Below are 11,553 nucleotides of genomic sequence, written 5' to 3' on the forward strand. Positions count from 1 at the left end.
CGCCACCTTGGGTGGTGGCGCGGAGCGAGGCAGCGTCCCGCGGAATAATCCGCCGTACGCGACTAACTTATGGTAGAGGTAGATCTAGTACGATGCTTGGAAATTAGTCGCACGCCCCGAGTTTAGTGGGGCCCCGGCGAAGATGTCAGCCGGACCAATTCAACGGCTTTCGCAGTTTCCACGGCCGAGCGGCCGACGACACGCAACGCCATGCCGGAATTCTCCGGAGTGGCCCCTGCTAGACTGTTCCAACCGGAGGCACGCGATCGAGAACGAGGCCGAACGCGTAGCCGCGCTGAGAGAGTACGAGATCCTCGACACCCCGCCAGAGGCGGCGTTCGACCGGATCACCGCACTGGCCGCGGACATATTCGAGACCAAGATCGCCACCGTCTCGCTCATCGACACAGAGCGGCAGTGGTTCAAGTCCCTGGTCGGCCTCGACAGCCGCGAAATGCCCCGCGACGCCTTCGCGGAACAGATCATCCTCTCCGACGGCGTGATGGTGGTGCCGGACGCAGTGCTCGATGAGCGGTTCTCGGCCCACCCGCTGGTGCAGACGGCGCCTCTGATCCGCTTCTACGCCGCGGCGCCGTTGATGCTGCGCAGCGGCCATCGGCTCGGCGCGCTCTGCATCATCGATCCGCAGCCTCGCGAGGAGCTCAGCAACCGCGAAAAGCGGCGGCTGGAGGCCCTGGCCGAGATCGTCGTGACCGAGATGGACCTTCGCCTGACCACCGAGCGCCTCTCGCTGGCCCGTCATCGCGCCGAGGCGGCGACCAAGTTCGCGCGCGCCGCCAGCAGAACCGCGGAGGCCGCGAGCAAGGTCGCCGAGCGCGCGAGCCGCGCGGCCGAGGCCGCCAATCAGGCCAAGTCGGAGTTCCTGGCGAACATGAGCCACGAGCTCAGGACCCCGCTGACCAGCATTATCGGCTTCGCCGACCTGCTCGGCGCCACGCCGTCGCTGGGCGACAAGGAGCGCCACTTCGCCCACAAGATCCAAGGCGCGAGCCGCAACCTGCTGGCGATCGTCAACGACGTCCTCGACCTGGCAAGCCTCGAGGCCGGCAACGTTGCGGTGACGCCGGAGCCGATGGATGTGCGCCCGGTGGCCGCCTCGGCCATCGAGCTGGTGACCGAACAGGCAAGCGCCAAGGGGCTCTCCGTCATCCTAGAAGCCGCCGAGACATTGCCGCTGGTGCAGGTCGACGGCGCGCGGTTGCGCCAGGTGCTGCTGAACCTGCTCGCCAACGCGGTGAAGTTCACCGTCCGCGGCGGCGTGGTGGTGGCCATCACGCCGCAACAGGGCTGGGTAAGTATCGCGGTCAGCGACACCGGTATCGGCATCGAGCCCGACCGGCTCGACAAGGTGTTCGAACGGTTCGTCCAGGCCGACGCCTCGGTCGCCAGGCGGTTCGGCGGGTCGGGCCTTGGGCTGGCGATCTCGCGTCGGCTCGCCGAGCAGATGGGCGGCGTGCTGACCGCCGAGAGTGTGCGTGGCAAGGGCAGCACATTCACCCTGCGGCTGCCACTGACCGGCGCCACCCCCCGCCATGTCCGCGAGTCCGCGTCGGCGGAGGCCGGCTGATGCCCGGCATGGACGTCCTCATCGCCGACGACGATCCGCTGCTCCGCGCCCTCCTCGAGCACAAGCTGGGCGCCGCTGACTATGTGGTGCGCAGCGTGGAGGATGGCCGGGCCGCCCTGGAAGCCCTGGAGCGCCAGCGTCCCGACGTCCTGGTGCTCGACGCCATGATGCCGGTGATGGACGGGTTCGAGACCCTGCGCCGCATCAAGGCCAATCCCGATCTCGCGGGCGTAGTGGTCGTCATGCTGACCGCCCTGAAACGTGAGGAGGACGTGGTGAGCGCGCTGAAACTCGGCGCCGCGGACTATCTCGCAAAGCCCTTCAATCCCGACGAGCTGGTAGCCCGGCTCGACCGGCTGACGGCGGCGCAACGGAGCGCCTCGTGAACGTCCGCGCCTTGGCGGCCTGCCTTGTTCTCGTTCCCGCCGCAGCACACGCCCAGCCCGCAGAGGACCCCTTCGCCCGCGGAGTCGAGCTGCGGCACGCCGGCCGGCCGGCCGAGGCGCTGCCGCTGCTGGAAGCGGCGTCCAAGCTGCACGGCAATGACGCCGACGTATGGCTGAACCTGGGGTTGGCCTACTCGGCCACCGGCCAGTTCGGACCGGCCCGGCGGGCGCTGGAAGAGTCGCTACGCCTGGCGCCCGGCTATCGCGACGCCGAAGTGGCGCTGGCGAGGCTTGCCTACTTCCGAGAGGATTTCCGCGGCGCCAAGCGCCTGCTGGGGCCGACGCTGTCCAGAGATCCAATGGACGCTGTGGCCAAGGACCTTGCCACCCAGGTCGCGGGCGCCGAGCGCGCCGTGGCGGCGAGCTGGCGTCTGGACGTGGCGCTCACGCAGGGCTTTCTGTCCGACGGCCTGCCGTCTTCCTCCGGCCAGGCCGTAATCGTCGGCCGAACCTTTGCGAGCGGCTTGAACCTCGTGGCCGGCATCGACCATCAGCGGCAATTCGGACGCGAGGACACCTACGTCGAGGTACGGGCCGCCGCGCGCTGGGGGTACCTGGGCCTCGGCGGAACGCCGGAGGCGGACTTCCGGCCGGAGTGGGCCGTGCTGGGCGGGTTGGCGGGTCCGTCCCGTCCGCTCGATCCCGACTGGACATACCAGCTGGGCGCCGACGCAGGCTGGGCCCGCTACCTGGTGGGCGACGTCCGCACCCTGACGCCGTGGCTCACCGTCGCGCGCGACGAGGGGTTCGACCTGACGGCCCGCTGGATCAACGTGCTGGACGAGCGCGACGAGCACCGGATGGGCTATGGGATCGCCGCCGCCTGGCGGCCAATGGCGCGGCTGGCGCTATTCGCCGGCTGGTCCGACGCGCCGGAGGCCACCGATGGGATCACGACCGACGTGCGCGCGGTGAGCCTGGGCGCCGCCGTCGACATCGGCGAAAGCACGACCCTGCGGCTGAGCAGTGTGCGCGAGGACCGCACCACCTATCAGCGCAACGACCTGACGCTCTCCCTGACGCGGCGGTTCTGAGAGTGGCGGCCCTTTCCCTAATCTGGCTGGCGGCCATCGTGCTCGCGGCCGGCGCCTTAGGATGGATGGGCGCCCTGATCCTGCTGCGGGTGCTGAACGAGCACCGGACCAAGCGCCATCTCGCCGACCGGCGGGCGGTGGAGAAGGCCCTGCTAGGCGTGCTGCGGGGGCAGACCAACCTCGCCGCGGCGCTGGGTCCCTACCGGCGCCGGGCCCACCTCATGTCCAAGGCGCTCCTGGACTTCCTGACCATCTTCCGCGGCGCCGACCTGGAGACCATCGTGGAAGCCCTCCGCGTCGCGGGCATCGAGCGGGTGCTGCGCGACGGCGCCATGCGCGGCTCGGCGGACGGCCGGCTCGCCAGCATCGAGGCGCTCGGCGCGTTCGGCGGGGCCCAGACGCAGTTCATCCTCCTGCGCGCGGCGGGACGAGGCCCCGGCCAGGTCCGGCTGGCGGCGCTGCGCTCGCTCTTCCAGGCCGGCGGCGAGGTGTCCGTGGACAGGATGGTGGAGCACCTGCGCCGCGGACACCTGCCTCATTCCGGTCCGACGGCCGACTTCATGCGGCTGGTGGTGGAGCGCGACCACGCCGCGGCCACCGAGTCGCTGGCCGAAGACGGACTGCTGTTGGGCTCTCGGGTGATGCTGCTGGAGGCGCTGGGCGCGGCCGGAGCCTACGGGGCCATCCCGGCGCTGACCGAGAACATCGCTGCGGCCCGCCCCGAAGTCCGGGCGGCGGCCGCGGTCGCGCTCGGCAAGCTGATGCATCCCGCGGCCGAGCCGTGCCTTCGCCGCGCGCTGGACGATCCGGCGCCGGAGGTGCGCTCGGCGGCAGCCGAGGCCATCGGGGCCGCCGGACTGAAGACCCTATCGAACAAGCTGGAGGAGGGCCTCGACGACCCCGTCTGGATCGTGCGGTTCCAGTCCGCGGCGGCCCTGGCCAAGCTCGGTCCGAGCGGGCTGGGCGCGCTCCGCAAGGCGGCGCTCGCCTCCAGTAAGGCCGCGCGGCAGGCCGCCAGCCTGGTGCTGGCGCAGCAGGCCCAGGCCTGATGGACCTCATCGACGCCGCCGAATGGCTAAGCGGCTTCGCGCAGGTCATCGCCATCTTCGTCATCGGCGCCGGCGTCGGCCAGGGCGTGTTCCACCTGTGGCAGCTGGCGCTGGCGGGCCGCGCCCTCAGCCGATTTGGCGCGCCGGTCGAGCCCGCCCAGCTATGGCGCCGCTACGCCGAGACCGCGCCGCCGATCACACTGCTGGTGCCCGCCTACAACGAAGAGATGACTATCGTCGAAAGCATCCGCTCGCTGCTGGCGCTGCAGTACCCGAGCTTCGAGGTGGTGGTGGTCAACGACGGCTCCAAGGACCGGACGCTCGAAGTGATCACGCAGGCCTTCGAGCTCGGTCCGGTGCAGCGCAGCTACGAACTGGTCGCGCCGCACGCGCGCATCCGAAGCCTCTACGGCACGTCGAACCAGCCGCGCCTGATCGTCGTCGACAAGGAGAACGGCGGCAAGGCGGACGCGCTGAACGCGGCCCTCAACCTGTCGCGCGCGCCGGTGGTCTGCTCAATGGACGCGGACAGCCTGCTTGAGCCGGACGCCCTGTTGCGCGCCGTGCGGCCCTTCATCGAAGATCCGGAGCGCGTCATTGCGGTGGGCGGGACGATCCGCATCGTCAACGGTTGCGAGATCAGCTCGGGACGTGTCATCCGGGTCGGGGCGCCGAAGAACTTCCTGGCGCTCCTGCAGACCGTCGAATACCTGCGCGCCTTCCTGATGGCCCGCCTAGCCTGGAGCGAGGCCGGATGCCTCATGATCATCTCCGGGGCCTTCGGCCTCTTCCGCCGTGACGCGGTCATGGAAGTCGGCGGCTACAGCCTGAAGACGGTGGGCGAGGACATGGAGCTGGTGGTCAAGCTGCACCGCCACTTCCGCCGCGAGAAGAAGGCCTACCGGGTGGCCTTCATGGCCGAGCCGGTCTGTTGGACCGAGGCGCCGGAGGACCTCACCGTGCTGGGCCGTCAGCGCGCGCGGTGGCACCGGGGCGCGCTGGAAACCTTCGTCCGCCATGCAGGCATGATGGGCAACCCCCGCTACGGCCGGATCGGCACACTGGGGTTTGGCTACATCCTCCTCGTCGACGTGCTCGGGCCGTTCATCGAGATCGCCGGCTACCTGCTGATCCCTGCCTTCTGGCTGCTGGGCATCCTGCAGACCGACTACCTCTTCGCCTTCCTGGCCATCAGTTTCGGCTTCGGCATCGTGATCAGCGTGGGCGCGCTGGCGCTGGAGGAGACGGTCCTGCGCCGCTTCCCCGACGTGGAGACCCTGATGACCCTGATGGCGGCGGCCATCGCGGAGAACTTCGGCTACCGGCAGCTCAACAATCTCTGGCGGCTGGTGGGCACGTGGCAGTTCATCAGCCGCCAGCACTCCTGGGGAACGATGACCCGGCGCGGCTTCAGACGGGCCTGACGACGGCGGCTTGCAGGGCGGCGGCCAGGGCGTCGACATCGGCCGTCTGGAGCCGCCCTTCGTGGATCTGGACGTCCACCTCGCCGGCCAACTCGCCGAGCTCGAGGAACCCGAACATGGCCGCCGCGCCCGCCAGCCGGTGCACCACCAGCTCGAAGCCGACGCCCGCCTTCGGTCCGGCGCGCACGACCAACAGGTCATTTGTCAGTCGATCTTTGAAACGATCTGCGAGCGCCGCCACCGGATCGCTCATGCGGCCTCCGCGAGCCGCCGGACCTCGCGCGCCAGTCGAAGCGCGTCGAATGGTTTCGTGATCACCCCGAGCGCGCCCAGCGCCTTTAGCCGTTCTACCTCGGCGGGCAGCGCGCGAGCTGTAATGAAGACCGCGTGCGGCTGCGGCCCCGCGGCGTCCGAGCGGATGGCCGCTAGCAGCGACGGGCCATCCATCTGCGGCATCATCACGTCCAGCAGGATGACATCAGCCTTCCAAGCGGACAGCACCTGGAGGGCCTCCGCGCCGGATGCGGCGATACGCACTTCCAGGGTCGGGTCCATCTGCAGGGAGAGCTCGGCCAGCTCTCGAATGTCCGGATCGTCTTCGACGTAAAGCACCTTCAGTTGGGTCAAGTGGGAGCCTCGTGGGCTTGCTTTCGGAACACCGGCCTTCCGCATCGACGTCTGAACTGGTCGTGGAGAGCCGCTCGCGCCGCCCGCTGCGATTGCTGCCAACGCCGGCATAAGGTGGATGCGCGCGCGGTCCACCCCAGCCGACTCCGGAACACCGACCCCACTAGCGCGGCTCGGACGGCGCAGGGGCCTGCCCGTTCGGGGTTTGACCGGCGCTTTTCAGGGCCTGGCCGGCGTCGTGGGCGGCGTCACGAACCATCGGTTCCGCCCGATCAGCCGCCACGGCTAGGTCCCGGTCCAATCGCTCGCCGCCACGGCCGAACGAGCCGGAGTAAGCCGCGTAGGCCAGTACGGCGACACCGGCGCCGGCGGCCAGGAACAGGAACGTCATCCCGAGGGGGTGGCGTTTGCGCGCTTGCAATGCATCGCGCCGGCCGCGCTCGTAGGCCTCGCGAAGATCTCCCGAGCCCGGAGCGTCCAGGCCTGGCTCAGCTTCGATCGGATGGGCAGCCTGCCGGCGAAAGGGATTGCTCAGAGCCATGTCCGCACCGTCTGTGTGCTTGTAAGCGCGCGGCGCACGTCCATCGCCGCGCTTGGAGCCCGCTTACTTCACAGCTGGGATCATGACCCCTGCGGGCGAATTGGAATAAGCTTGGCATTCGAGAGATAACACGCGCGCGGTCCGCGCCCTATGAGAATTCCATTAGTGTCGTGCTGCGCCAAAGCGCCCTTCCGTTCGAGGGCTAGCCGGGAGCGCGCCTTGGGTCCGGACATTGGATCTCGGCCCAGCGAAGACGGCTCGCGAAGCCCGGTAGTGCGCCAACGTCCGTCTGCTTGTGTGGTCCGACCCCATTCAGGCGCGGACGGCGACGACCTCGACCTCTGCGCCATTGACGCTGGTCACCTCCCCCACAGACTTGCCCAGGAGCGCACGCGCCAGCGGCGACACGTATGAAATGCTTCCCTTCGCCGGGTCGGCTTCGTCTTCGCCGACGATACGGAAGGCCTGGCGCCTGCCATCCTCCCGTTCGATTTCGATGGTCCGGCCGAACTGCACCTTGTCGGGTGGGCCGCCCGGCTCGGTAAGCTGGGCGTTGGCCCGCCTTGCGGACCAGTACCGCAGGTCCCGGGTGGCTCGCGCCATGGCCGTTCGGTCGGTGCTGACTTCGCCCTGGGCCTGCGCTGCGGCGTAGGCGGCGCGGGCGCTGGCCAGTTGCTGGTCGAGTTCCGCCAGGCCCGTGGCGGTGACCAGGTTCGGATGCGGCGAGACTGGGCGGTCCGGCAGGTCAGCGGCCTGCGCCTCGTAGTCTTCTTCCCGGGTGAACGCGACCGCCATGCCGGCAAGTTAGGACCTCCGCCCGCCCGATGAAACCGGCGAACGTGCTCCGCTCCCGGGGGCAGAGGCCCTGCGGGGCTGGATCGGGCGCGCCCGCGGGGATAACCCGCTCCCATGGCACGAACGAAACTGAGCGCCGAGTTCGACATCGAGGTCGGTGGGGAGCCCTATGTCTGGCGGCTCCAACGCGCGCCCAGGTGGTCCAGCGATGTCGCGGAGCGACGCGGCATGGCCATAGCGGTGCGGCATCGGGAGGGGCAGCGCGAGGCAGTGCTGGAGTTTCCGGTGGGCCCACAGCCCAGGTTCGGCGCACCGCAACTCCAGGCTTCCCGCATCGACCCAAAGCTCGTCGCCAAGGCGATCTCGTCGGCCGTTGCGGCAGGATGGGAGCCGCTGTCGCGGGGAAAAGCGGTGACCATCGTGGTGGATGCAGCTGGAGGATGAGGACGCGTGTACGGCGCCTTCCAGCCCCGCCTGAGCCCGCAGGCCAGGTGCAAATCGGCACTATCCGGCGAGGCTGGGGCAGGGCTATGTCGGCCGAGGCCGCCACCGGCCTGGCCGCAAGCCGGAGACGTCGATGAGCACGTCGCGCCAGATCCACCTGGTCCGCCGTCCGAAGGGCACGCCCGAGCCGGCCGACTTCGCCGTCGTGGAGGTGGAGACGCCGGACGCCGGCGAGGGCGAGGTCCAGGTGGCCGGGGTCCTGATGTCAGTCGATCCCTACATGCGGCCGCGGCTGGACGCCGACCAGGCCCTGGGCGAGCCGCTGCTGGGCGGCGGGATCGGGCGCATCGTGCAATCGCGCAATCCGAAGTTCGTCGAAGGCGATCTCGTGCGTCACGGGGCGGGCTTCCGGGAGCGGTTCGTCTCCGACGGGCGCGGGCTGGCGGTCCTGAGGCCGGACCCTGACCTGCCGCTGACGGTTCACCTGCATGCGCTGGGCGGCACCGGGCTGACAGCCTACGGCGGGCTTCTGCAGGTGGGCGCGCTCGCCGACGGCGAGCAGGTGTTCGTCTCCACGGCTGGCGGAGCGGTGGGATCGACCGCCGCACAGATCGCGAAGCTCAAGGGCTGCTACGTCGTGGGTTCCACCGGTTCGGACGAGAAGGCGCGCTGGCTGCGCGACGACGTCCGACTGGATGCGGTGATCAACTACAAGCAGGAGCCCATCGGCGAGGCCCTGGCGCGGGCGACGCCCAAGGGGATCGATGTCTACTTCGAGAACGTCGGCGGGGCTCACCTGGACGCCGCCCTGCCGCGCATGAACGTCCGCGGCCGCATTCCAGTTTGCGGCATGATCTCGGTCTACAACGGCGGCGGCGAGCCCGTACGCGGACTGTTCAACCTGATCTACCGCCGCGTGCGCATGGAAGGCTTCGTGGCGAGCGACTTCACCCACCTGAACGCCGCGTTCCAAAGCGACATGACCGGCTGGCTCAAGTCCGGGCAGGTGAAGTACCAGGAGACCGTCCTGGACGGGTTCGAACGCGCGCCGGAGGGGCTGATCGGCCTGTTCGAGGGCCGCAACACCGGCAAGATGCTCATCCGCCTCACGGACGACGGGGGTGATGCACTTTGAAATGCCGTCCGATACTGCAGGAAGGGTTACGTCCATGAGCGACCAAGCGACCATCGAGGGCCTGCAGCTGACCTCAAACGTGCGGTCCAGCGGACAGGTCGAGGTGGCGCTGGCCCGCGTCCCGCAGCCCGATCCGGCGCCCGATGAAGTGACGGTCCGGGTGGAAGCGACCCCGATCAACCCGTCCGACATCGGGCTGCTGTTCGGCCCCGCGGACCTCGCCAGCCTGCGGACCACCGGAAGCTCCGACCTGCCGGCCGTGACGGCCGACATCCCGCCGCGCGCCATGACCATGCTGGCGGCGCGGGTCGACCAGGCCCTGCCGGTCGGCAACGAGGGGGCCGGCACGGTGGTCCGGGCCGGGGCCTCGCCCGAGGCGCAGGCGCTCATGGGGCGCCGCGTGGCCATGCTCGGCGGGGCAATGTACGCCGAGTACCGGACGCTGAAGGTGCGGGACACCCTGCCGCTGCCGCAGGACGCAAGCGCCGCCGACGGCGCGTCGTGCTTCGTCAACCCGCTCACCGCCCTGGGCATGGTGGAGACCATGCGCCGCGAGAACCACTCGGCGCTGGTGCACACCGCCGCAGCGTCCAACCTGGGGCAGATGCTGAACCGCATCTGCCTGCAGGACGGCATCGGGCTGGTGAACGTGGTGCGCAGCGACGAGCAGGTCGCGATCCTGCGCGACGCAGGCGCCAAGCACGTCGTCAACTCGAGCGCGCCCGACTTCATGGCCAGCCTGATCGCGGCGATCACCGAGACCGGCGCGACGATCGCCTTCGACGCCATAGGCGGCGGCCGGCTCGCGGGGCAACTGCTCACCGCCATGGAAGCCGCCGCGGTGGCGCGGATGACCACCTACAGCCGATATGGCTCGGACACCTTCAAGCAGGTCTACATCTACGGCGGGCTCGATCCCGGGCCGACCGAGCTCAACCGCGCCTTCGGCTTCTCCTGGGCGCTGGGCGGCTGGCTGCTGACGCCCTTCCTGCAGAAGATCGGCCCGGAGCAGGCCGGCAAGCTGCGCGAGCGGGTGTTGCGCGAGCTGAAGACCACCTTCGCCAGCCACTACACGAAGGAGATCTCGCTGCGCGACGTCCTCGATCCGGAGGTGATCAAGGGCTACATGCGGCGCGCCACGGGCGAGAAGTACCTGATCAATCCGTCCCTCGCGTAGCGGTCATCCATGCAGTTCGACGACGTCATTCTCGGCCGCCGGAGCATCCGCGGCTACAAGCCCGACCCGGTGCCCCGCAAGCTGATCGAGGAGATCATCGGCCTGGCCATGCGGGCTCCGTCGTCGATGAACACCCAGCCGTGGAACTTCTATGTGGTCACCGGCGAGCCGCTGGACAGGATCCGCGCCGGCAATACCGAGCGGAACCTGGCGGGCGTGCCGCACTCGCGCGAGTTCCGCATCGGCCAGCCGTTCGCCGGCCAGCACCGGGAGCGGCAGATCGGCGTCGCCAAGCAGCTGTTCGCCGCCATGGGCATCGCCCGCGAGGACAAGGAGGGCCGCCACGACTGGGTCATGCGCGGCTTTCGCCAGTTCGATGCGCCGGTCTGCGTGATCGTCACCTACGACCGCGTGCTCGACGGCAGCGACGACACGCCCTTCGACTGCGGCCAGGTGACCAACGCGCTCGTCAACGCCGCCTGGTCCCGGGGACTGGGCTGCGTCATCAACAGCCAGGGCATCATGCAGTCGCCGGTGGTGCGCGAGCACGCCGGGATCGCCGACGACCAGGTCATCATGAAGAGCATAGCGCTGGGCTGGCCCGACGAGACCTTCCCGGCCAATGCGGTGGTCTCCGAACGCAAGTCGGTCGCCGAGGCGACCGTGTTCGTGGGTTTCGACGACTAGGGCGCGGCGCGGCGGACCGCCCGGGCGGAGACGGGTGACCGGCCAAGCTGCGCGCCGCGGCATTGGGGCTATAGCCCGCGGCACCGTTCCTGGTCGGCGCCCTCGACCCAGTGAGCCGGAGGGGAGGGCGCCTCGCGTCCGTGCGAGAAGTTGTGGATGCGGCGACGTGGCGACCTCATGGGGCCTCGACGGATGCCGCCGCGTCTTCCATAGGCATATAGGGGACGCGCGTTGGTGCAGTATGAAAGAGTTTGTCGATCTTCCTGGCGCCTCGGGCGCGACCTACCGGTTCAAGCTTCTTCCCAAGGGCGCGACGCCGCTGCGGATCGCTGGGAACTATGCGCTCCTGCGCACGAAGCCTGACGGTTATGCGTTGGCGCACCTGGGCGTGACCAACGACCTGTCGAAGGTGCGCGAGGAGGCGCCGGCCCTTGCGGGCCGCGGGCCGCACCACCTCTACATCCGCCTGAACGTCGCCCGCAGCTCGCGCGAGAACGAGCACGCCGATATCGCCGCGGCGCACCGGATCACCGAAGCGGCCGCGGCGGAATAGCCGACCCAGCCCAGCGTCACCCACCAGGCTTTGCCCGGGTGAGCGCGGCTGTA

Annotated in this window: 14 protein-coding genes; 10 read left to right on the forward strand and 4 right to left on the reverse strand. The window is 69.5% G+C overall.

Features of this window, described 5'->3' with window-relative positions; translation table 11 throughout:
* Positions 1-142: 142 nt before the first annotated feature.
* The 5 genes from VIL76_RS07395 to VIL76_RS07415 are packed head-to-tail and all read left to right on the forward strand — an operon-like array spanning position 143 to position 5,541.
* Positions 143-1,588, forward strand: coding sequence for a GAF domain-containing sensor histidine kinase (locus VIL76_RS07395; protein WP_332044359.1), 1,446 nt, complete (start codon positions 143-145; stop codon positions 1,586-1,588).
* Entirely contained in the window at positions 1,588-1,974 is a 387-nt protein-coding gene (locus VIL76_RS07400; RefSeq protein WP_332044360.1) for a response regulator, read from the forward strand. The genes VIL76_RS07395 and VIL76_RS07400 overlap by 1 nt, the downstream gene beginning before the upstream one ends.
* Entirely contained in the window at positions 1,971-3,068 is a 1,098-nt protein-coding gene (locus tag VIL76_RS07405; RefSeq protein WP_332044361.1) for a YaiO family outer membrane beta-barrel protein, read from the forward strand. The genes VIL76_RS07400 and VIL76_RS07405 overlap by 4 nt, the downstream gene beginning before the upstream one ends.
* Before the next feature lie 2 nt (positions 3,069-3,070).
* Positions 3,071-4,117 carry a HEAT repeat domain-containing protein gene (locus tag VIL76_RS07410; protein ID WP_332044362.1) on the forward strand — a complete coding sequence of 349 codons (1,047 nt, stop codon included), beginning with the start codon at positions 3,071-3,073 and terminating at the stop codon, positions 4,115-4,117.
* On the forward strand, positions 4,117-5,541 hold the full coding sequence (locus VIL76_RS07415) for a glycosyltransferase family 2 protein (protein WP_332044363.1): 1,425 nt from the start codon (positions 4,117-4,119) through the stop codon (positions 5,539-5,541). The genes VIL76_RS07410 and VIL76_RS07415 overlap by 1 nt, the downstream gene beginning before the upstream one ends.
* Here VIL76_RS07415 and VIL76_RS07420 read toward each other — a convergent pair.
* The 4 genes from VIL76_RS07420 to greA form a co-directional block, all read right to left on the reverse strand.
* Positions 5,528-5,794 (reverse strand): Hpt domain-containing protein, encoded by a 267-nt coding sequence (locus tag VIL76_RS07420; protein ID WP_332044364.1) that lies wholly within the window; start codon positions 5,792-5,794, stop codon positions 5,528-5,530. The genes VIL76_RS07415 and VIL76_RS07420 overlap by 14 nt on opposite strands.
* Positions 5,791-6,168 (reverse strand): response regulator, encoded by a 378-nt coding sequence (locus tag VIL76_RS07425; RefSeq protein WP_332044365.1) that lies wholly within the window; start codon positions 6,166-6,168, stop codon positions 5,791-5,793. Before VIL76_RS07425 ends, VIL76_RS07420 begins: the two co-directional genes overlap by 4 nt.
* Before the next feature lie 163 nt (positions 6,169-6,331).
* A complete protein-coding gene (locus VIL76_RS07430; RefSeq protein ID WP_332044366.1) occupies positions 6,332-6,709 on the reverse strand; it encodes a hypothetical protein in 378 nt (125 codons plus the stop codon).
* 312 nt (positions 6,710-7,021) lie between these two features.
* Positions 7,022-7,504 carry a transcription elongation factor GreA gene (gene greA, locus VIL76_RS07435; RefSeq protein WP_332044367.1) on the reverse strand — a complete coding sequence of 161 codons (483 nt, stop codon included), beginning with the start codon at positions 7,502-7,504 and terminating at the stop codon, positions 7,022-7,024.
* Positions 7,505-7,618: 114 nt separating this feature from the next.
* On the opposite strand from greA, the gene VIL76_RS07440 reads away from it, so the two are divergent.
* The 5 genes from VIL76_RS07440 to VIL76_RS07460 all read left to right on the forward strand — a co-directional run bounded on the left by VIL76_RS07440 (position 7,619) and on the right by VIL76_RS07460 (position 11,500).
* The gene (locus tag VIL76_RS07440) at positions 7,619-7,948 is read left to right on the forward strand and encodes a hypothetical protein (protein ID WP_332044368.1); all 330 of its coding nucleotides are present in this window, start codon (positions 7,619-7,621) and stop codon (positions 7,946-7,948) included.
* A 133-nt stretch (positions 7,949-8,081) separates the two neighbouring features.
* The gene (locus tag VIL76_RS07445) at positions 8,082-9,083 is read left to right on the forward strand and encodes an NADP-dependent oxidoreductase (protein ID WP_332044369.1); all 1,002 of its coding nucleotides are present in this window, start codon (positions 8,082-8,084) and stop codon (positions 9,081-9,083) included.
* A 34-nt stretch (positions 9,084-9,117) separates the two neighbouring features.
* Positions 9,118-10,260 (forward strand): zinc-binding dehydrogenase, encoded by a 1,143-nt coding sequence (locus tag VIL76_RS07450; protein WP_332044370.1) that lies wholly within the window; start codon positions 9,118-9,120, stop codon positions 10,258-10,260.
* A 9-nt stretch (positions 10,261-10,269) separates the two neighbouring features.
* Positions 10,270-10,947, forward strand: coding sequence for a nitroreductase (locus tag VIL76_RS07455; RefSeq protein ID WP_332044371.1), 678 nt, complete (start codon positions 10,270-10,272; stop codon positions 10,945-10,947).
* A 241-nt stretch (positions 10,948-11,188) separates the two neighbouring features.
* Positions 11,189-11,500 (forward strand): hypothetical protein, encoded by a 312-nt coding sequence (locus VIL76_RS07460; protein WP_332044372.1) that lies wholly within the window; start codon positions 11,189-11,191, stop codon positions 11,498-11,500.
* Positions 11,501-11,553 lie beyond the last annotated feature (53 nt).

Origin of the sequence: Phenylobacterium sp., from assembly GCF_036563285.1 — a bacterium.
Lineage (GTDB): Bacteria > Pseudomonadota > Alphaproteobacteria > Caulobacterales > Caulobacteraceae > Phenylobacterium.

What these genes read in the sequence shown, in the direction of transcription:
- greA (WP_332044367.1), bottom strand. Translation starts at nt 7,504, where the DNA reads ATGGCGGTCGCGTTCACCCGGGAAGAAGACTACGAGGCGCAGGCCGCT.
- VIL76_RS07420 (WP_332044364.1), bottom strand. Translation starts at nt 5,794, where the DNA reads ATGAGCGATCCGGTGGCGGCGCTCGCAGATCGTTTCAAAGATCGACTG.
- VIL76_RS07455 (WP_332044371.1), top strand. Translation starts at nt 10,270, where the DNA reads ATGCAGTTCGACGACGTCATTCTCGGCCGCCGGAGCATCCGCGGCTAC.
- VIL76_RS07395 (WP_332044359.1), top strand. Translation starts at nt 143, where the DNA reads ATGTCAGCCGGACCAATTCAACGGCTTTCGCAGTTTCCACGGCCGAGC.
- VIL76_RS07445 (WP_332044369.1), top strand. Translation starts at nt 8,082, where the DNA reads ATGAGCACGTCGCGCCAGATCCACCTGGTCCGCCGTCCGAAGGGCACG.
- VIL76_RS07460 (WP_332044372.1), top strand. Translation starts at nt 11,189, where the DNA reads ATGAAAGAGTTTGTCGATCTTCCTGGCGCCTCGGGCGCGACCTACCGG.
- VIL76_RS07400 (WP_332044360.1), top strand. Translation starts at nt 1,588, where the DNA reads ATGCCCGGCATGGACGTCCTCATCGCCGACGACGATCCGCTGCTCCGC.
- VIL76_RS07415 (WP_332044363.1), top strand. Translation starts at nt 4,117, where the DNA reads ATGGACCTCATCGACGCCGCCGAATGGCTAAGCGGCTTCGCGCAGGTC.
- VIL76_RS07450 (WP_332044370.1), top strand. Translation starts at nt 9,118, where the DNA reads ATGAGCGACCAAGCGACCATCGAGGGCCTGCAGCTGACCTCAAACGTG.
- VIL76_RS07440 (WP_332044368.1), top strand. Translation starts at nt 7,619, where the DNA reads ATGGCACGAACGAAACTGAGCGCCGAGTTCGACATCGAGGTCGGTGGG.
- VIL76_RS07430 (WP_332044366.1), bottom strand. Translation starts at nt 6,709, where the DNA reads ATGGCTCTGAGCAATCCCTTTCGCCGGCAGGCTGCCCATCCGATCGAA.